We start from the raw sequence: 19,472 nt of genomic DNA, 5'->3' as shown, positions 1-19,472 counted from the left end.
CGCGGCAGTGGCGCGGTCTTCTCAGGGATCCCGGCCTGGAACCGCAGAACTGCAAAGGAATCGGCTCCATGACAGGCCTTCCCGACTCCGGGACGCTTCGACGCCCCGGCCCGCGCAAGCGTTTGCGAACGCTGATCGCGGTCACCGCCGCCGCGGTCCTCGCCGGCCTCGCCGCCATCGGTCCCGGCGCGCCCGCCGGCCCCGCCGAGGCGGCCGCCCCCGGCCCGAAGGACGCCACCGCGGTGCTCTTCTCGTACACCTGGAACGCCATCGCCCGCGAGTGCACCGAGAACCTCGGACCCGCCGGCTACGGCTACGTGCAGACCTCGCCGCCGCAGGAGCACGTGCAGGGCCCCCAGTGGTGGATCCACTACCAGCCCGTCAGCTACCGCGTCGAGTCGCGCCTCGGCACGCGCGCCGAGTTCAAGGCCATGGTCGACACGTGCCACGCGGCCGGCGTGAAGGTCATCGCCGACGCCGTCATCAACCACATGAGCGGGTACAGCGCGGGCGGCGTCGGCTGGGCCGGCTCGTCGTTCCAGCACTACTCCTACCCCGGCATCTACCAGTCGCAGGACTTCCACTCGTGCCGACGCGACATCGCGAACTACCAGGACCGGTGGGAGGTGCAGGAGTGCAACCTCGTGAACCTCGCCGACCTGAACACCGGCTCGGCCTACGTGCAGGGCCGCGTCGCCGCGTACCTCAACGACCTCGTCTCGCTCGGCGTCGACGGGTTCCGGATCGACGCCGTCAAGCACATCTCGGCGGCCGACATGAACGGCATCCTCTCGCGCGTCAACGACCGGGCGCGCCTCTACCTCGTGCAGGAGGTCATCCGCGCCAACGAGCCCGTGCAGCCCGAGGAGTACCTGGGCCTCGGCGACATCCACGAGTTCGCGTATGCGCGCAAGCTCAAGGAGGCGTTCGGCGGCCGCACCCTGAACTGGCTCATCAGCGGCGCGGGCATCGGCCCGAGCTGGGCCGGCTTCCTGCAGAACGCGGATGCCGCGGTGTTCGTCGACAACCACGACACCGAGCGCAACGGCGAGACGCTGAGCTACCGCGACGGCGCGGCGTACGACCTCGCGCAGGTGTTCACGCTCGCGTGGAACTACGGTTCGCCGTCGATCCACTCCGGCTACCAGTTCTCGAACAAGGACGCCGGACCGGCGCTCGCGGGCAACGGACGCGTGGTCGATCCCGTGTGCGGGCAGAACGGCTGGACCTGCAAGCACGCCCAGACGAACATCGAGAACATGGTCGGCTTCCGCACGGCCACCTACGGCACCGCCATCACGAACAAGTGGGACAACGGTTCGTCGGCGATCGCGTTCGGTCGCGGTGACAAGGGCTTCGTCGCCATCAACCGCGGCACCGCGGCGGTCGACCGCACCTGGCAGACGTCCCTGCCGGCCGGGCGCTACTGCAACGTGATCGTCGGGCTGCCGACGGCGAGCGGATGCAGCGCCGGAGGCGTCATCACGGTCGACTCGAGCGGCCGGTTCGCGGCATCCGTCGCCGCCGACACCGCGCTCGCCCTCCACGTCGGCGCGAAGGCCGGCGGCACCGGCACGACCCCGCCGCCGACCGGATCGACGATGACCGTGTACTTCGCGACCACGAAGGGCTGGACGAACCACTACGTGCACCACCGCGTCGGCTCGGGCGCATGGACCGCCCTGCCCGGCGCAGCGATGGCGGCGGCCTGCACCGGTTGGGTGTCCAGGACCATCGACCTCGGATCGGCGACGGGCATCACCGCGGCCTTCACCAACGGCGCGGGCGCGTGGGACAACAACGGCGGGCGCGACTACGCGCTCACCGGATCCGTCGCCGCCGTGAAGGACGGGGTCGTCACCGCGACGAACCCGTGCGCCGCGCAGCCCACCTCGACCACGGTGTACTACGCGACCGGATGGAGCACCGCGAACATCCACTACCGCGTCGGGTCGGGCGCCTGGACGGCGGTGCCGGGCGTCGCGATGGCGAACGCCTGCGCGGGCTGGAAGTCGAAGACCATCGAGCTCGGCGCGGCATCCGGCATCGCCGCGGCCTTCAACAACGGCGCCGGCACGTGGGACAACAACGGCGGGAAGGACTACGCGATCGGGGCGGGCGCGATGAAGGTGCAGAACGGCACCGTCACCGCCGGTAACCCGTGTAGCTGAGAGACCTCACGGCGGCCGGGGCTTCCGGCGCCGTGAGCCGGGAAGGGGCGGCATCGGCGCGAGCTCGCGTCGATGCCGCCCTGTTGCGCGTCAGCGCGGCCGCGGCAACGCTGCGTCACGGCAGGCGTTCGAGTGCGCGATTCGACGACGAGCGCGCGTGCCGGCGCCCGCGCACTCGTCGCGAGAACGCGCGCTCGGCGACCGGGGATCCGCCGGGCGGTCGGATCAGAGACCCGAGTACGCGTGCAGTCCCTTGAAGAACAGGTTCACCACGGTGAAGTTGAACAGCACCGCCGAGAAGCCGATGATCGCGAGCCACGCCGAGCGGGTGCCGCGCCAGCCGCGCGTCGCGCGAGCGTGGATGTAGCCGGCGTAGACCACCCAGATGATGAAGGTCCACACCTCCTTGGTGTCCCAGCCCCAGTAGCGACCCCAGGCCTTCTCGGCCCAGATCGCGCCGGCCATCAGGGTGAAGGTCCAGAGGATGAAGCCGATGATGTTGATGCGGTACGCGAGGTTCTCGAGCGAGGCCGCGCTCGGGAGGGTCGCGAGGAACGACTTCTTCGCGGCATCCGCCGTCGCCGCGATCGCCTCGCGACGCGACTGCATGAGCTGCACGACCGACAGCGCGAAGCCGAGCGCGAAGAAGCCGACCGCGGCGGTCGCCACGAACACGTGGATGACGAGCCAGTACGACTGCAGCGCCGGCGGCAGCGGGACGACGCTGACGTAGAAGTTCACGGTCGCGACGCCGAGCGAGACGAGCACGAGGCCCGTGATGAACGTGCCGAGGAAGCGCAGGTCGGTCGTGCGCGAGAAGGTGATGACGACGAGGTAGACGGTCGTGATGACGAGGGTGCCCGTGAGCGCGAACTCGTACATGTTGGCCCACGGCACGCGCTCGGCGGCGATACCGCGCAGCACCGTCGCGGCGAGGTGCAGCGCCCACGCGATCACCGTCATGGCCACGGCGACGCGCAGCGACGGCGAGCGGCCGTACGCGACGGCGCCGTCGCCACCCGGTCGAGCGGATGCCGCCTTCGCCGGGGCGTTCGCCTTCACCGCGGTCTGCACGGAACCACCGGCCGCCGCGGTCGCGGCAGCCTTCGAGGTCGTGCCGGACGCGGCCGCGACCTGGGCGTCGGCCGCCGTGGCGGACGCCGCCGATCGCTTGGCGAGGTCGATCGAGTAGGCGATGAACGCGATCGCGTACACGGCCATGGCCGAGTACACGGAGAGGATGGAGATCTCGTCGAGCGTCACTGTTCTACCTTACGTCGAAGAATGTTCGGGTTCGCTGGGGGGTCTCGGTACGCGTGCGGCTCCGCCGCGCGCTACTCGGCCACCGGTTCCTTCCCGGCGTGCGCGTCGGCGAACTCCTCGACCGCGCGCTCGAGGCCCGGGTCGTCGCCGCGGGCGAGGCCCGCGTACTGCAGCACCGTCGAGCCATCCGCTCGGGTCACCGCCTTGACCCACATGCGCCGGCGCGGCACGAACAGCGACAGCAGCAGCCCGCCGAGGATCAGCACCGAGAACACCAGCACCCAGCCCTGCGACGGGTCGTGGTGCACGTCGAACGAGGCGAACCGCGGCACGCTCTCGGAGTAGTCGCCGTCCGCGGCATCCGGGGTCGCGTTCTCGAACTCGACCGTGCCGAGCCCGTTCGGCAGCTCGGCGGACTCGCCCGGCATGAGCTCGATCGAGTCGACGCCGGTCTGCCCGCCCGTGAGCTGCTCCATGCCGCTCGTGTCGAGCTGGTACACCGACCGCGGGGTGCCCTCGTTGATGCCGAGGTCGCCCTGGAACACGTTGAGCGTCAGCACCGGATACACGAGGTCGGGGTACGACGACGTGAACGCGCCGGACGACAGCGTGGTCTGCGTCGGATAGAAGAAGCCGACCATGCCGACCTGCTCGTCGAGGCCGTCCGGCACCTTCACGACGCCGATCGAGGTGAGGTTCGCGTCCTGCGGGAGGAACGGCACCGAGTCGGTGAACACGACCTCGCCGTCGGGGTCGCGGACCGTGATCGTCGGGGCGTACCCGTTGCCGAGCAGGTACACGTCGGTGCCGTACTCGTAGAGCGGCTCGTTGACCTTGAGCTCGCGGGCCGCCGCCTCGCCGTCGCCCGTGATCGACACACGCGCCGTGAAGTCGATCGGCTGCCCGAGCGCGTCGCGGTTCTCGGTCTCGTAGACCGCCTCGAGCTCGTCGAGCGTGAGCCGGTACGGGGTGAGCGACGTGTCGTCGAAGAACCGGCCGGGGTTGAACGAGTCGTAGGCGGCGAGCGTGTTCACGAACGACTGCCCCTCGACGATCACGCGCTGACCCGAGAAGCCGAAGCCGCCGCCGATGCCGACGGCGACGAGCACGCCGACGAGCGCGGTGTGGAACACGAGGTTGCCGGTCTCGCGCATGTAGCCGCGCTCCGCCGAGACGGACGGCGCACCGCGCACGTCGTAGCGCTCGACCCGGTACCCGGCGCGCTTGAGGTCGGCGGCGGCGCGCTCGATCGCGGCCTCCGAGGTCGGGGCCCCGTCCGTCGCATCCGACGAGGCGAGGGGGCGCTCGACGTACGCCGGCAGCCGCTCGAGCCGCGCCGGGGTCTTCGGCGGCCGAGCACGCAGCGCCTGGAAATGGTGCTTCGTGCGCGGCACGATGCAGCCGATGAGCGAGACGAACAGCAGCAGGTAGATCGACGAGAACCAGACCGACGTGTACACGTCGAACATCTGGAACGAGTCGAGCACCGGCGCGAGGTCGGGGTTGTCGGCGAAGTACTGCACGACGCCGTTCGGGTCGCTCGAGCGCTGCGGCACGAGCGAGCCGGGGATCGCCGCGATCGCGAGCAGCAGCAACAGCAGCAGCGCCGTGCGCATGCTCGTGAGCTGCCGCCACGCGAAGCGCAGCCACCCCACCGGTCCGAGCTTCGGCCCCGTGACGGCGTCGCCCCGGTTCCGGTCAGCGGATGCCGCGCGGCCGGGGTCGCCCGCGTCCGCGCCGGCGCCCGCGTCCGCGCCCGTCGTGCCGTCGTCGTAGTCGGAGGGGCGCAACGGGTCGACGCCGGTGTCGCGCGCGGACGCGGCATCCGCTCGCTCAGCCTCAGATCGCCGGGACGAAACCACTGATCACCGCCTGCAGGTCGTACATCCAGATGGTCCACAGGCCCGACACCATCAGCAGGCCGATCACGATGAGCAGCGCGCCCCCGACGATGTTCACCGCGCGGATGTGGCGCCGCACGAACGCGAGCGCGTTCGCCGCCCAGCCGAACCCGAACGCGACGAGCACGAACGGGATGCCGAGGCCGATGCAGTACGCGAGGCCCAGCAGCGCACCGCGACCCGGGTTCGCGGAATCCGCGCTGAGCGCGAGCACGACGGCGAGGGTCGGGCCGATGCACGGCGTCCACCCGAGGCCGAACACGATGCCGAGCAGCGGCGCGCCCGCGAGCCCCGTCGCCGGACGCCACGACGGCTTGATCGTGCGCTGCAGGAACGTGAACTGCCCGATGAACACGAGGCCCATCACCACCAGCACCACGCCGAGCACCCGGATGATCAGGTCGGAGTACAGCCGCAGCCACGCCCCGAGCACCCCGAACGCGGTCGTGAAGACGAGGAACACGAGCGTGAACCCGGCGATGAACAGCAGCACCCCGAGCAGCAGGCGACGGCGGGCGCGACGCTGCTCGTCGACCTCGGCGCTCGCCTCAGCGAACCCGCCCAGGTAGCCGAGGTACCCGGGCACGAGCGGCAGCACGCACGGCGACAGGAACGACACGAGGCCCGCCGCGATCGCGATGGGCACGGCCACGAGCAGCTGGCCGCTGAAGATGATCTCGCCGAGTTCCATCCGTCGCCGCCGCTACGCCGCCGCGGCCTCGTCGACGAGGTCGCCGACGATGGTCGACAGGATCGACGCGTCCTTCAGCTGGCCGAGGATCCGCGCTGCGACCCGGCCCTCGGCGTCGAGCACGAGCGTGGTCGGCACGGCCGACGGGGGCACGTCGCCCGCGAACGCGTACTGCACGGCGCCGTCGTTCACGTCGATGATCGACGGGTAGGTGATGCCGTAGTTCTGCTCGAAGGATGCCGCGGTCGCCGCCTGGTCGCGCACGTTCACGCCGACGAACGCGGCGCCCTCGCCGTCGAACTCCTCGTGCACCTGCTGCAGCAGCGGCGCCTCGGCGCGGCACGGCGCGCAGCCGGCGTACCAGAAGTTCACGACCACGACCTCGCCCGCCAGGTCGGCCGAGTCGATCGGCTCGCCCTCGATGGACTCGCCCGCGAACTCGACCGGCTCGCCGCGCTGATCGGCGGGGAACTCGGCGATCGTGCCGTCACCGGCGATGTAGCCCTTGTTGTCGCCCGCGCGGTACTGCTCGGCCAACGGGTCGCTCGAGCATCCGGCGAGCACGAGCACGGATGCCGCGGCGAGCGCCACCGCGGCGGAGAACCTCCGGTGGCCCATCACACCGCCCCCACATCGGTCGCCTGCTCCTGGAGCCCGGCGGCGGGATCGCGGTACCCGACCTCGACGAAGCGGCGGCCGCGCCGCTCGAACGTGGTGATGCTCGAGAGCGCGCAGCGGCGGCGGCGCGGGTCGTGCGCGAGGGACTTGCCGGCCACGCGGCGATGCACCATCCAGATCGGGAGCTGGTGACTGACGAGCACCACGTCGCCGCCGTCGACGGAGTCCGCGGCGTCGGTCATCGCGGCGAGCATGCGGTCGGCGATCGAGCGGAACGGCTCGCCCCAGCTCGGCTCCCACGGGTTGACGAGGAACGCCCAGTTGCGCACGTCGCGCAGGGCCGAGTCGCGCCCCGACATCCGCTTGCCCTCGAACCGGTTCGTCGGCTCGATGATGCGCTCGTCGAGCGTCGGCTCGAGCGAGAACGCCTTGCCGATCGGCTCAGCCGACTGCTGGGTGCGCTGCAGCGGCGAGGAGATGAGCGCGGCGACGTCGCGCTTGCGCATCGCGAGGTCGACCGCGGCCGCTTCGGCCATCGCGTGACCGAGGTCGCTCAGTCCGAAACCGGGGAGGCGACCGTAGAGCACGCCCTGGGGGTTGAAAACCTCGCCATGGCGCACGAGATGGATCTGCTCGGCCGGCACGCCCTCCAGTCTACGAAGCGGTTCCCTTTGAATCCCCCGAGCGCCGGCGCGGGAGCGGGAAGGAGCCCGGTCGGGCGGGGAAACCGCGGCCGGTAGGATGGGCGCTCGTGAACACGCGCACCCTGGTCAAGCAGCTCGCCGCCCTCCCCGACGGCTCCGTCACCGTCGCCGGATGGGTCGAGACCGTCCGTGATCAGAAGAAGGTGCAGTTCATCATCCTGCGCGACGAGTCCGGCGCGGTGCAGCTCGTGAACCCGGCCGTGCGCGAGCTCGACCCCGAGGGCGTCAGCGTCGGCGCCGCCGAGGCGTTCGCGCTGACCGAGCAGATCTCGGCGCTCGGCCACGGCACGTTCATCACGGTCACCGGGCAGCTGAAGCACGACGAGCGCGTGAAGCTCGGCGGGCTCGAGGTGAAGATCGAGTCGCTCGAGATCGTCACCGAGGCCGAGGAGACGCCGATCGCGGCCGACTCCAGCCTCGACAAGCGCATGGACTGGCGCTTCCTCGACCTGCGCCACCCGAAGCAGAACCTCATCTTCCGCGTGCAGACCACGTTCCTGCACGCGCTCCGCACGTACTGGGTCGAGCGCGACTGGGTCGAGATCCAGACGCCGAAACTCATGGCCTCGGCATCCGAGTCGCGTGCCGAGCTGTTCGAGCTCGGGTACTTCGAGGGCAAGGCGTACCTCGCCCAGAGCCCGCAGTTCTTCAAGCAGATGGCGCAGCCCGCGGGCCTCGGCCGCGTGTTCGAGGTGGGCCCCGCGTTCCGCGCCGACCCGTCGTTCACGTCGCGCCACGCGACGGAGTTCACGTCGATCGACGCCGAGATGAGCTGGATCGACTCGCACGAGGACGTGATGCGCATGCACGAGGAACTCCTCGTCGCGGGTTTCACGGCCGTGAAGGAGAAGCACGGCGCCGAGATCGCCGAGCTGTTCGGCGTCGAGGTGACCGTGCCGACCACGCCGTTCCCGCGCATCCCGCTCGCCGAGGCGAAGGAGATCGTCGCGTCCCGCGGCTACGTCGTGCCTCGCGCCGACGCCGACATGGACCCGGAGGGCGAGCGCCAGATCTCGCAGTACGTCAAGGAGGAACTCGGCCACGAGTTCGTGTTCCTCACCGACTACGCGTCGAGCATCCGGCCGTTCTACCACATGCGCCACGAGGGCGACCCGTCGCTCACGAACTCGTACGACCTGATCTACAACGGCGTCGAGATCTCGACGGGCGCGCAGCGCGAGCACCGCATCGACGTGCTCGTCGAGCAGGCGAAGGAGAAGGGCCTCGACCCCGAGGAGCTCGGGTTCTATCTCGACTTCTTCCGCTACGGCGTGCCCCCGCACGGCGGCTTCGGCATGGGCCTCGCGCGCCTGCTGATGCTCATGCTGCACGAGCACTCGATCCGCGAAACGACCTACCTCTTCCGCGGTCCCACCCGCCTCCTCCCCTGACCGTCGTCCTCCCGTGAGCGCGTCGAGATGACGCGAAACGCCGTCGACCCGCCGGCGAACAGCCGATCGCGTCATCTCGCGGCCGACGCGGTCCAGCCGGCGGCGGTGAGGGCGTCGCGCACGCGTTCGATGCGGTCGCTGCGGCGACGGCCGACGTGCGTGGCGTTGAAGCGGATGACGCGCCACCCGGCGTGCGCCAGGTCGTCCAGCCGATCGACGTCGCGGCCGTACTGCCGCCGCTCGAGCCGGTGGTGCTCCCCGTCGTACTCGACGATCACGCGCCACTCGGGGTAGACCAGGTCGGCGATGGCGATCTGCCGCCCGTGGGCGTCGTGGATCGCGACGTTGACCTCGGGCTCGGGCAGCCCCGCCTCGATGAGGTCGAGCCGGAGCTCGGTCTCGGCCGGCGAGTCCGTGCGCGGCCGCACCTTCGCGAGGGCCCGCACGAGCTTCCGGCTCCCGCGCCGCCCGGCCATGCGCCGCGTCGCGGCCCGCAGCTGCTCGAGCGTGGCCGATGCATGGCGCCGGCGCACGAGCGCGTCGCCCAGCACGACCAGCTGCCGCTCGGTGAGCTCGGCCGCGAGCTGGCACCACGCGTCGACCGCCGACACGACCCGCAGGCCGTCGAACTCGACGACGCGGACCAGGTCGGGTCGGAGGCGGTGCCCGCGGACCCCGCGCGCTCGCGGGATCCCGTGGGGTTCGCACGCCCCGACGTCGATGAGCCCATCGCCTCGCGAGGGAACGGGGAGGCCGTGCAGTGCTGCGGCGGTCCGATGCGTGAAGGCCTCGCAGGGCCGCATCCGCTCGCCGTACGCCCGGCATCGCACGCGCAGGTCTGGGTCGACGGATGCCGCGAGCCGGACTCCGTGGAACGGCCGGGTGAGATCGGGCCCCCGGAGCCGGCCCGGCCCGAGGCCGGCGGCCCGGCCCCGCTCGACGGAGAACGGGCCGCTCGCGACCTCGTCCGGCAGTCTCACGCGCGCACCCACCGCGCCAGTGTCCCGCTCGCGCGCCGACGCCCACGCCGGACCCCCCTTCCCCGTGGACGCGCCCCCGTCTCCCCGCCCTGTGGAGAACCAGTCCCCCCTCCCTCCCCCTCCCACCCCGGGCCGTGAGATGACGCGAAGCGCCGCTTGGGCGCGCTCCAGAAGCGATTCGCGTCATCTCACGGCCCGGCGCAGAGGGGCGGGCGTAGGCTCGGGGGGTGGGGGCGACGACGACCCGGATGGTGCGGCTGCCCGGCGGCGCGTTCCGCATGGGCTCGACGGAGCAGCCCGAGGAGGGCCCGGTCCACGTGCGCGAGGTGCCCGCGTTCGAGCTCGACGTGCACCCGGTGACGAACGCGCAGTTCGCCGCGTTCGTCGACGCCACCGGATACCTCACGGTCGCCGAGCGCGACCTCGACCCGTCCGACTTCCCCGGCGCCGACCCGGCCGAGCTCGTGCCCGGGTCGCTGGTGTTCACGCCGACCGACGGGCCGGTCGACCTGCGCGACTGGCGCCAGTGGTGGCGGTGGGTGCCGGGCGCGAGCTGGCGGCATCCGTTCGGCCCGGGAACGACCGTCGACGATCGGCCGGACCACCCGGTCGTGCACGTCGCCTTCGAGGACGGCGCCGCCTACGCGGCCTGGGCCGGCAAGCGGCTCCCGACCGAGGCCGAGTTCGAGTTCGCGGCGCGCGGCGGGCTCGACGGCGCCCGGTTCGCGTGGGGCGACGAGGAACGCCCGGGCGGCCGCCTCATGGCGAACAGCTGGCAGGGCGACTTCCCTTACCGCAACACCGGGGCGAGCGGATGGCGCGGCACCTCCCCCGTCGGCACCTTCCCGCCGAACGGCTACGGCCTCGTCGACATGACCGGCAACGTGTGGGAGTGGACGACCGACTACGCCACCCCGCGCCACGTCGTGCCGGGCGCCGAACCGGGCCGGGGCGTCGAGCGCGGCGGCCGCCGCGACCTGTTGGCGGATGCCGCGGCGAGCGCCGAACCCGGGTCCCGCATGCCGCGCCGGGTGCTCAAGGGCGGTTCGCACCTCTGCTCACCGCAGTACTGCCTCCGCTACCGGCCGGCAGCCCGGTCGCCGCAGGCGGAGGACTCGTCGACGACGCACGTCGGGTTCCGCTGCGCGCGGGACGCCTGAGGCGTCATCCGCTCGTCGTCGCGCCGCGCGTGGCGGCGGGACCGGGTGCTGCCTCGCCGCCCACGGCAGCCGGCTCCTCGACCCCGGCGTCGCGCTCGGCGGTCGCGCTCGAACGCGCGGCGCGGAGCAGGACCTCGAGCGGTGCGGCGTCGGCGCGGGCGAGATCGGCGACCGCGGGGCCCTCGATGCGTCGTCCTCGGTGGTCGAACCGGGAGGCGTGCAGCGGGCAGTCCCAGGTCGACTCGGCGGCGTTCCAGTTCAGCACCCCGCCGAGGTGCGGGCACACGGCCGACACTTCGCACGTGTCGCCGCCGACCGTCGAGATGCCCACCGGGCGGAGTCCGCGCCGGGCGATGCCGCCGGCCCCCTCGGGGGGCGTCGGTGCGATCTCCGCCTCGGGCGAGCGCAGCGCGCCGACCCAGCCCTGCACCGCCGCGACGCCGGTCCGGATACCGGCCACGGCCCCGTTCGCGAGGTCGGCGGGTCGGGTGAGCCGCGTGCCGATCGTGCGGGCCCAGTCGGGTCGGCGAGCGCCGAGGATCTCGTGCGAGATGCGGATGCCGGCGGCGACGCCGTTGGTGAGCCCCCACTTGCCGTACCCGGTGCCGAACCAGACGCGGCCGCGGCCGCGTGGCATCCGCCCGACGAACGGCACGGTGTTGAGCGAGTGGTAGTCCTGCGCGGCCCAGTGGTCGGGGTCGCCCGCGTCGGGCCACCATGCGCGGGTCCAGTCGAGGATCTCGTCGAGCAGTTCGGCGGTGTCGGCGCGACCGGTCGGGTGGTCGCCGCCGCCGATGATGAGGCGGGTGCGTCCGCCCCAGTCGGCCGAGCGGATGCTGCGCGACGGGTCGTCGACCGACAGGTAGAGGCCGTCGGGCAGCCCGGTTCCGGCGCCCGGCGATCCGACCGGCCCCGCCGACGGCAGCTCGAACGACACGAGCATCGAGCGCACGCCGCTCGCCTTCGCCCAGTACAGGCCGCGGTCGAGGATCGGCGTGCCGGTCGCGATGACGACGGATCCGGCGGTGAAGACGCCCGCCGAGGTGCGCACGCGCACCGGGTCGGTCGCCCGCACGCCCAGCACCCGGATGCCGGTGACGAGGTCGCCGCCTGATGCGACGAACAGCTCGGCGAGTCCGCGCATGAGCTCGGCCGGGTCGAGCGCGAGCTGCCCGTCGAGGGCCGCCGCCCCGGCGAGCGGGAACGGCACGTCGTCGGCGACATCGCGCACCCGCCGCACCGGCAGCCCGGCTTCGCGCCCGGCGCGCACCTCGGCGTCGACGGCATCCAGTCCGTCGACGGACTGCGCGTAGCTGTACGCCGTCGCCTCGCGGAAGCCTACTCCGGCGCGCTCGCACGCACGCCGCAGCCAGTCCTGCCCGGCCCGGTTGGCCTGCGCGTAGGCCCGCACCAGCGCCGCAGGGTGGTGCCGACGGATGGTCGACAGGCGCGTGCCCTGCAGCAGGCTGGCCTTGCCGGTGTTGCGTCCGCTCGCGAGCGCGCCCGGGACGTCCTGCTCGAGCACGATGACGCGGCGGCCCGCGTCGCGCAGCATGATCGCCGTCGAGAGCCCGGTGATGCCCGCGCCGACGACGATCACGTCGGCGTGGTCGGGCACGCCGGGGAGGGCAGCAGCGGGCGCATCAGTGGTCGTCATGCGGCCAGTCAACGCCACGCGGCATCCGTCGTCACCCCCTTGAGCGAACGGATGCCGCAGGCTAGCGCCGCACGGGCGCCGCTCAGCCGCGCGCGAGCAGCGCGGTCTTCAGCCGCACCGGGTCGAGCCGCCAGTAGGCGTGCATCTCGCCGTCGATGAGGAGCACCGGGATCTCCTCGGCGTACTGGGCGCGCAGCGCCTCGTCGTCGAGGATGCTCAATTCGTCGAGCGTCGTGCGGGGCGAGCCGGGCGTGGCGGCGAGTTCCTCGCGCACGCAGGCGACCACCTCGCGTGCGTCGTCGCACAGGTGGCATCCGGGCTTGCCGATGAGGGTGAGACGGATGTCGCGGGGGGTCATGCGCTCAGGATACGTCGCCGGAAGGCAGCGAAAAGCGCCAGGCCGACGGCCTGACGCTTCGTGCCGATCGCCGGAGCGACCTACTTCTTGTTGCGACGCTGGTGGCGCGTCTTGCGAAGCAGCTTGCGGTGCTTCTTCTTCGCCATGCGCTTGCGACGCTTCTTGATGACGGAACCCACGAAAACCTCACAAAGATCCGAGTCGGCCGCGCGTGCCGCAGCCGAGGGCCGAAAGGCCTCGCGGTAGTCTAGCCCATTCGCCGATCAGGTCGCGAAACGCCCGGGTCGACGCAGGTGCGGCATCCGCTACCGTCGAGGGATGCCGCGACCCGAACTCGTGATCCGCACCACCGGCGAAGACGACTGGCAGGCGGTGCGCGCACTGCGACTCGAGATGCTGCGCGACACCCCCATCGCCTACGCCGACACGCTCGAGCGGGCCCTCCAGTACGACGAGGCCGAGTGGCGCGTGCGGGCGCGCCGCGGCGAGGGGCCGAACCAGACCGTCGTCGTCGCCATCGAGGACGGCCGGTGGGTGGGCACCATGGGCTGCTACGTGCCGGATGCCGAGACGGGGCCGCTCCTCGTCGGCGTCTACGTGGCGCCCGACCGGCGCGGCGACGACGCGGGCGTGACGCGCGCACTGCTCGCCGAGATCGAGCGCTGGGCCTCTGAGCGAGCCGACACGCTCCGGCTCGAGGTGCACGAGGACAACCCGCGGGCGCGGCGGTTCTACGAGAAGCTCGGCTTCACGCTCACCGGGCACACCCGCCCGTACGAGCTGGAGCCCGGCGGGCTCGAACTCGAGATGGCGAAGCGGCTGCGCTAGGCGCGCTAGCGGCGCTTCTTGGCCGCGACGACCGCCGTGACCTGGTGGGCGGTATCGGCGAACGCCTTGCCGAGCGCCGAGGCGAACGCGCGCTGCTCCTCCTTCAGGCTCGCGTCGCCGGCCGCGTCGACGCCGGCGAGGGCGGCCGCGTCGGCCGCGGCATCCGTCGACACGAACGGGATCAGCCAGTCCTCGAGCCGCTCGAGCGGCCCCCGGTCGAGCCGGTAGTAGCGGTGCTGGCCCTCCTCGCGCACGAAGACGAGGCCCGACTCGCGGAGCACCTTGAGGTGCTTGGACACCGTCGGCTGGCTGACGCCCAGGGCCGTCACGATCTCGCCGACGCTGATCTCGCCGTGCGACTCGGGTACCGAGGTCTCGCGGTCGAGGAGCACCCCGAGGATGTCGCGCCGGGTCGGATCCGCCACCACGTCGAAGATGTCCGCCATGCGTCAAGGGTAGTCACTCGCGACGGGGAGTACCATGACACACGCGTCGAGCGGAGGAGGGCGGATGGCCGCGCAGCCGGGGGGACGCCGTCGACCCTCGCAGCGCCCGCTCGGAGCGCGTCAGCGTCGCTCGTGGCTGGCCGGCGTCCGCGAAGCCGTCGACTCGCTCGTCCGCACGTCGCCGGCCCGCTTCGCGATCCTCATCTTCGCCGGACTCATCGGCATCACGACGCTCCTGCTGTCGCTGCCGATCGCGCGCGCCGGCGAGGTGAGCGCCACCCCGCTCGCCGACGCGCTCTTCACGGCGACCTCGACCATCTGCGTGACGGGCCTCACGACGGTGGACATGGCGACGTACTGGTCGCCCTTCGGCAACGCCGTCATCTTCATCGGCATGAACATCGGCGGCATGGGCGTGCTGACGATGGCGTCGATCCTCGGCCTCGTCGTCTCGCGGCGGCTCGGCCTGCGGGCGCGGCTCATCGCCGCGAGCGACACGAACGCCGCCCGCGCGCACGCCGGACCCGTGTCCGAGCAGCAGGCGATCCGGCTCGGCGAGGTCGGCGGGCTGCTCGCGACCGTCGCACTCAGCACGCTCGCGATCGAGTTCGTCATCTTCGTCGGCATGATCCCGAGCGTGCTCGCGCAGGGCTACGACTTCGGCACGAGCGTCTGGTACTCGGCCTACTACTCGGTCAGCGCGTTCACCAACACGGGCTTCAACCCGAACCCGCAGGGGCCGGTCGAGTTCTTCGACGACTACTGGTTCCAGTCGCTCATGATGCTCGCCGTGTTCCTCGGCAGCCTCGGGTTCCCGGTGATCTTCGCGCTGCTGCGCACGTGGCGGGTGCCCCGGCGCTGGAGCGTGCACGTGAAGCTCACGCTCACGACGACCATCAGCCTCTGGATCGCCGGCGCCCTCGCCCTCCTCGTGCTCGAGTACGACAACCCCAAGACCTACGGTGCGTTCGGGTTCGGCAAGACGCTGTACGAGGCGTTCTTCATGTCGACGATGACGCGGTCGGGCGGGTTCGCGACCATCGACATGGCCGACCTCTACGGCTCGAGCCTGCTCGTCACCGACATGCTCATGTTCGTCGGCGGCGGCTCCGCGTCGACCGCGGGCGGCATCAAGGTCACGACGCTCGCCGTGCTGTTCCTCGCCGCCTACGCCGAGGCCCGAGGCGCGCCCGCCATGGAGGCGTTCGGCCGCCGCATCCCGCGCGACATGCTGCGACTCGCCGTGAGCGTCGTGCTGTGGGGCGCGACGATCGTGGCCGTGTCGACGGTCATCATCGTGCAGATCACGAAGGCGCCGCTCGACTTCGTGCTGTTCGACGTCATCTCGGCGTTCGCGACCTGCGGACTGTCCACCGGCCTCACCGAGTCCCTCCCACCGGAGGGCAAGTACGTGATGGCTGCGACCATGTTCATGGGACGTGTCGGCACCGTCACGCTGGCCGCGGCCCTCGCGGCGGCGCAACGGCGCCAACTGTTCAAGCGACCGGAAGAGAGGCCCATCGTTGGTTGATCGCATCAAGCACGACGCCCCCGTGCTCGTCATCGGACTCGGCCGGTTCGGGGCGGCCACCGCCGGCCAGCTCGACCGACTCGGCCGCGAGGTGCTCGCGGTCGACGAGGACGAGAACCTCGTCCAGAAGTGGGCGGAGCGCGTGACGCACGCCGTCGTCGCGGACGCGCGCTCGCTCGAGGCGCTGAAGCAGATCGGCGCGCAGGAGTTCTCCATCGCGGTGTGCGCGGTCGGCTCCTCGATCGAGGCGTCGGTGCTCATCACCGCGAACCTCGTCGACCTGAAGATCCCGCAGATCTGGGCGAAGGCGATCTCGAGCTCGCACGGCAAGATCCTCGAGCGCATCGGCGCCAACCACGTGATCTACCCCGAGCGGCAGGCGGGCGAGCGCACCGCGCACCTGGTGAGCGGCCGCATGCTCGACTTCATCGAGTTCGACGACGACTTCGCGCTCGTGAAGATGTACCCGCCGAAGCCGATCCGCGGCAAGAACCTCACCGAGTCGGGCGTGCGTTCGCGGCACAACGTCACGGTGGTGGGCGTGAAGAGCCCCGGCAAGCCCTTCACGTACGCGACCGAGAAGACGGTCGTCTCGACCCACGACCTCATCATCGTGTCGGGCACCGAGGGCGACATCGAGCGGTTCGCCGCGCTCGAGTGACGGATGCCGCGACCCGGCGTCAGTCGATGAGGCCCGCGACCGTCGACGCGATCGTCGCGAGCAGGCCGATCGAGAGCAGGATCGCCGCGAGGCCGCCGAGCGCGCGCGGCAGCGGCGAGTCGGGCTGGAAGCGGAGCCGGTCGGGCGTGCGGCGCCGGTAGTACGCCGGCTGCGACTCCCCCGGCTCGATGTGCTGGCGCTCCTCCTCGTCGAGCGGCCGCTCGTGGAACTCGCCGCCCGCGAACCAGCGCACGCATCGCCCGGCGGGTCCGTCGGCGACGACGGCTTCGGTGGGCTCCCAGGTGCCGTCGACCATGCGTGCGAACGCGAACGCCAGCAGGCACAGGGCGCCGCCGACGAACGTGATCCACGCGACCACCTCGCCGACGAGCGCGATCACGACGAGCACACCCATGCGCTGAGCGTACCCGCGCGATCGGGCGACGGATGCCGCGGGGCCGGCGCCGCGACATCCGCCCCTACCGTCGTGCCCGCGCCGGGCGTACCATCCGCGCCATGACCACCGTGATCAGCACGCGCGCCCTCGAGAAGCGGTTCGGGCGGACGGTCGCCCTCGACGGGTTGGACCTCGAGGTTCGGGAGGGCGAGATCCACGGCTTCCTCGGGCCGAACGGCGCGGGCAAGTCGACGACGATCCGCATCCTCCTGGGGCTCGCGCGACCCACCGGCGGCGAGGCCCGGCTGTTCGGCGACGACCCGTGGCGGAACGCCGCCGCGCTGCACCGGCGGGTCGCGTACGTGCCGGGCGACGTGAGCCTGTGGCCGAACCTCACGGGCGGCGAGGCGATCGACCTGCTCGCGCGTCTTCGCGGCGGCGTGGCCGACCGGCGGACGTACGAGGATCGGAAGGCGCGGCTCCTCGAGGCGTTCCAGCTCGATCCGCGCAAGAAGGGCCGGGCCTACTCCAAGGGCAACCGGCAGAAGGTCGCGCTCGTGGCCGCGCTGGCGACGCCGGCCGAGCTGTACATCCTCGACGAGCCGACGAGCGGCCTCGATCCGCTCATGGAGCAGGTGTTCAACCGGGAGATCACGCGCGCGGCGGGCGAGGGCGCGACGGTGCTGCTGTCGAGCCACATCCTGTCCGAGGTCGAGGTGCTGTGCGACCGCGTGACGATCATCCGCGCCGGGCGGCGCGTCGAGTCGGGGACGCTGCCGGAGCTGCGGCACCTCACCCGCTCGTCGGTCGCGTTCGCCCACCGCGCAGGGCAGGAGTCCGAGCTCGCCGCGCTCGAGGGCATCCACGACCTCGCCGTCGACGACGGCCGCGTGAGCTTCACGGTCGACAGCGATCGCATCGCGCACGTCCTCCCCGAGCTCGGGCGCCTGGGCGTGCAGGGACTCACCGTCGCGCCGCCGTCGCTCGAGGAGCTGTTCCTCCGGCACTACGGCGACGAGCTGTCGCCAGTGGGCGAGGGGGCGACCCGGTGAACCGGCTCGCGGTGCTCCTCGGGCACCGGATGCGACGCGATCGGGTGCAGCTGGCGCTCTGGATCGTCGGCACGGCGGCCCTCGCGCTCATGGCGACCACGGCCGTCGCCGACACGTTCGGCGACCGGGCCGAACGCGAGTCGATCCTGCGGCTGACGATCCTCGCCCCGGCGATCCTCGTCTTCCGCGGCACGCCCAACGGGGCCGGCGAGGGCGAGTTCGCGACGTTCCTGATCCTCGCCTTCCTCGCGCTGCTCGCCGGGCTCATGAGCACCTTCCTCGCGGTGCGCCACACGCGCGGCGACGAGGAGCAGGGGCGCGCCGAACTCGTCGAGGCGACACCGGCCGGGCGCACGCTCCCGACGGCCGCGACCGTGGTGCACGGCGTGCTCGCGAACGCGCTGCTCGGCATCGCGGTCGCCCTCGCGTTCGCCGTGAGCGGGCTGCCCGCCGACGGCTCGGCGGTCGCGGGCGCTGCGGTCGCGGCGACCGGGCTCGCCTTCTTCGCGATCGGCCTCGTCGCCGCCCAGGTGTTCCGCACGTCGCGCGGCGCCAACGGGTTCTCGGTCGCGATCGTGCTCGGCGCGTACCTGGTCCGTGGGCTGGGCGATGCCCTGGGCACGGCGTCCGAGGACGGGCTGACCCGGACGGCCGCGTGGCCGAGCTGGCTGTCGCCGATCGGCTGGGCGCAGCGGACCGAGCCGTTCGCGGCGAACGACCTCGCGCCATTGCTGCTGTCGGTCGGCGTCGCGGCGCTGCTCGTCGGCCTCGTCTTCGCGTTCCAGTCCGCTCGCGACAGCGGTGCGAGCATCCTGCCCGACGCGCAGGGCCGGTCGCATGCCGGTCCGCTGCTCGGCAGCGCGATCGGGCTCGCGTGGCGGCTCAACGCCGGCGCGATCCTCGCCTGGGCGGTGGGCGCGACGGTGTTCGGCGTGCTGGCCACGACGATGTCACCGCTCGTCGACGAGATCGGCTCGGATGCCCCGGCGATCGCCGAGACGCTCCGACGGTTCGCCGGCGAGACCGCCTCGTTCGAGGAGGCGTTCGTCACGACCTTCTTCACGATGGTCGGCATCCTCGCGGCCGCCGCGGCACTCCAGGCGGTCATGCGCGCCCGGCTGGAGGAGGCGCACGGCACGGCCGAGCCGGTGCTCGCCGCACCCGTCGCCCGGGAGCGCTGGCTCGGCGGGTACGCCGCGGTCGCCACGATCGCCGCGGCCGTGGTCGTCGGCCTCTCCGCGGTCGGCGCGGTGGTCGGCGCGCAGAGCACCGACGACCCTGGCGCGACGACCGAGCTCGCGCTGCGGGCGGCGGTCGCGCAGCTGCCGGCGGCGCTCGTCTACCTCGGCGCCGTGCTGGTGCTGTTCGTGCTCGCCCCGCGACTCGTCATCCCGCTGGGGTGGGCGCTGCTCGCGCTCGGGGCGTTCTTCGGCGTGTTCGGCGAGCTGCTCGGCATCCCCGAGTGGATGCACGAGCTGTCGCCGTTCGCGCACGTGCCGGTGCCCGTCGGCGGCGACGTCGACTGGACCGGCGGGACGTGGCTGCTCGCGATCGCGGTCGGGCTCGTCGCGGCATCCGTCGTCGGGATGCGCCGCCGCGAGCTCGTCACCGAAGGCTGACCGCGGGCCGGCCGCGGGGCCGACCGCGCGACGCCCCGCGTACC

19 protein-coding genes are annotated in these 19,472 nt (G+C 72.2%); 8 read left to right on the top strand and 11 right to left on the bottom strand.

Going from position 1 to position 19,472, the window contains the following annotated elements; all coding sequences use genetic code 11:
* Positions 1-68: 68 nt before the first annotated feature.
* Complete coding sequence (locus AVP42_RS09210; RefSeq protein ID WP_082847132.1) at positions 69-2,171, top strand: carbohydrate binding domain-containing protein; 2,103 nt, start codon at positions 69-71, stop codon at positions 2,169-2,171.
* 225 nt (positions 2,172-2,396) lie between these two features.
* On the opposite strand, the gene ccsB is transcribed toward AVP42_RS09210, so the two are convergent.
* From ccsB to AVP42_RS09185, 5 genes are all read right to left on the bottom strand, one after another.
* The gene (ccsB, locus tag AVP42_RS09205; RefSeq protein WP_067948322.1) at positions 2,397-3,392 is read right to left on the bottom strand and encodes a c-type cytochrome biogenesis protein CcsB; all 996 of its coding nucleotides are present in this window, start codon (positions 3,390-3,392) and stop codon (positions 2,397-2,399) included.
* A gap of 113 nt (positions 3,393-3,505) precedes the next feature.
* The gene (locus AVP42_RS09200; RefSeq protein WP_231878594.1) at positions 3,506-5,296 is read right to left on the bottom strand and encodes a cytochrome c biogenesis protein ResB; all 1,791 of its coding nucleotides are present in this window, start codon (positions 5,294-5,296) and stop codon (positions 3,506-3,508) included.
* Complete coding sequence (locus AVP42_RS09195; RefSeq protein WP_067948287.1) at positions 5,274-6,026, bottom strand: cytochrome c biogenesis CcdA family protein; 753 nt, start codon at positions 6,024-6,026, stop codon at positions 5,274-5,276. The genes AVP42_RS09200 and AVP42_RS09195 overlap by 23 nt, the downstream gene beginning before the upstream one ends.
* A 12-nt stretch (positions 6,027-6,038) precedes the next feature.
* A complete protein-coding gene (locus AVP42_RS09190) occupies positions 6,039-6,644 on the bottom strand; it encodes a TlpA disulfide reductase family protein (RefSeq protein WP_067948285.1) in 606 nt (201 codons plus the stop codon).
* A complete protein-coding gene (locus tag AVP42_RS09185) occupies positions 6,644-7,288 on the bottom strand; it encodes a histidine phosphatase family protein (RefSeq protein ID WP_067948283.1) in 645 nt (214 codons plus the stop codon). The genes AVP42_RS09190 and AVP42_RS09185 overlap by 1 nt, the downstream gene beginning before the upstream one ends.
* A 107-nt stretch (positions 7,289-7,395) precedes the next feature.
* Here AVP42_RS09185 and aspS point away from each other — a divergent pair, with 107 nt between their 5' ends.
* Complete coding sequence (gene aspS, locus AVP42_RS09180; RefSeq protein ID WP_067948281.1) at positions 7,396-8,739, top strand: aspartate--tRNA(Asn) ligase; 1,344 nt, start codon at positions 7,396-7,398, stop codon at positions 8,737-8,739.
* A gap of 71 nt (positions 8,740-8,810) precedes the next feature.
* Here aspS and AVP42_RS09175 read toward each other — a convergent pair whose 3' ends face one another.
* Complete coding sequence (locus tag AVP42_RS09175; protein ID WP_231878593.1) at positions 8,811-9,719, bottom strand: endonuclease domain-containing protein; 909 nt, start codon at positions 9,717-9,719, stop codon at positions 8,811-8,813.
* 248 nt (positions 9,720-9,967) lie between these two features.
* Between AVP42_RS09175 and AVP42_RS09170 the strand changes: the two genes are divergently transcribed.
* On the top strand, positions 9,968-10,879 hold the full coding sequence (locus AVP42_RS09170) for a formylglycine-generating enzyme family protein (RefSeq protein ID WP_067948318.1): 912 nt from the start codon (positions 9,968-9,970) through the stop codon (positions 10,877-10,879).
* 4 nt (positions 10,880-10,883) lie between these two features.
* Here AVP42_RS09170 and AVP42_RS09165 read toward each other — a convergent pair whose 3' ends face one another.
* From AVP42_RS09165 to AVP42_RS16250, 3 genes are all read right to left on the bottom strand, one after another.
* The gene (locus AVP42_RS09165; protein WP_082847131.1) at positions 10,884-12,536 is read right to left on the bottom strand and encodes an FAD-dependent oxidoreductase; all 1,653 of its coding nucleotides are present in this window, start codon (positions 12,534-12,536) and stop codon (positions 10,884-10,886) included.
* 82 nt (positions 12,537-12,618) lie between these two features.
* Complete coding sequence (locus AVP42_RS09160; protein ID WP_067948280.1) at positions 12,619-12,894, bottom strand: glutaredoxin family protein; 276 nt, start codon at positions 12,892-12,894, stop codon at positions 12,619-12,621.
* Between the two features lie 80 nt (positions 12,895-12,974).
* Positions 12,975-13,073, bottom strand: coding sequence for a 30S ribosomal protein bS22 (locus tag AVP42_RS16250; protein ID WP_003792170.1), 99 nt, complete (start codon positions 13,071-13,073; stop codon positions 12,975-12,977).
* 139 nt (positions 13,074-13,212) lie between these two features.
* Between AVP42_RS16250 and AVP42_RS09155 the strand changes: the two genes are divergently transcribed.
* Positions 13,213-13,722 (top strand): GNAT family N-acetyltransferase, encoded by a 510-nt coding sequence (locus AVP42_RS09155; protein ID WP_067948277.1) that lies wholly within the window; start codon positions 13,213-13,215, stop codon positions 13,720-13,722.
* A gap of 5 nt (positions 13,723-13,727) precedes the next feature.
* Here the strand turns inward: AVP42_RS09155 and AVP42_RS09150 are convergent, their stop codons facing one another.
* Complete coding sequence (locus tag AVP42_RS09150) at positions 13,728-14,168, bottom strand: helix-turn-helix transcriptional regulator (protein WP_067948275.1); 441 nt, start codon at positions 14,166-14,168, stop codon at positions 13,728-13,730.
* A gap of 64 nt (positions 14,169-14,232) precedes the next feature.
* On the opposite strand from AVP42_RS09150, the gene AVP42_RS09145 reads away from it, so the two are divergent.
* Complete coding sequence (locus AVP42_RS09145; protein ID WP_082847130.1) at positions 14,233-15,699, top strand: TrkH family potassium uptake protein; 1,467 nt, start codon at positions 14,233-14,235, stop codon at positions 15,697-15,699.
* Positions 15,692-16,360 (top strand): TrkA family potassium uptake protein, encoded by a 669-nt coding sequence (locus tag AVP42_RS09140; RefSeq protein ID WP_067948273.1) that lies wholly within the window; start codon positions 15,692-15,694, stop codon positions 16,358-16,360. The genes AVP42_RS09145 and AVP42_RS09140 overlap by 8 nt, the downstream gene beginning before the upstream one ends.
* 19 nt (positions 16,361-16,379) lie before the next feature.
* Here the strand turns inward: AVP42_RS09140 and AVP42_RS09135 are convergent, their stop codons facing one another.
* Positions 16,380-16,775, bottom strand: a complete 396-nt coding sequence (locus AVP42_RS09135) for a hypothetical protein (RefSeq protein ID WP_067948271.1) — start codon at positions 16,773-16,775, stop codon at positions 16,380-16,382.
* 101 nt (positions 16,776-16,876) lie between these two features.
* On the opposite strand from AVP42_RS09135, the gene AVP42_RS09130 reads away from it, so the two are divergent.
* A complete protein-coding gene (locus tag AVP42_RS09130) occupies positions 16,877-17,809 on the top strand; it encodes an ABC transporter ATP-binding protein (protein ID WP_067948268.1) in 933 nt (310 codons plus the stop codon).
* The gene (locus AVP42_RS09125) at positions 17,806-19,428 is read left to right on the top strand and encodes an ABC transporter permease (protein ID WP_157356775.1); all 1,623 of its coding nucleotides are present in this window, start codon (positions 17,806-17,808) and stop codon (positions 19,426-19,428) included. Before AVP42_RS09130 ends, AVP42_RS09125 begins: the two co-directional genes overlap by 4 nt.
* Positions 19,429-19,472 lie beyond the last annotated feature (44 nt).

Origin of the sequence: Agromyces sp. NDB4Y10, from assembly GCF_001620055.1 — a bacterium.
GTDB classification, from domain to species: Bacteria; Actinomycetota; Actinomycetes; order Actinomycetales; family Microbacteriaceae; genus Agromyces; species Agromyces indicus.
The sequence above is the reverse complement of the archived record's forward strand: the minus strand, read 5'-3'. Positions and strand labels throughout refer to the sequence as shown.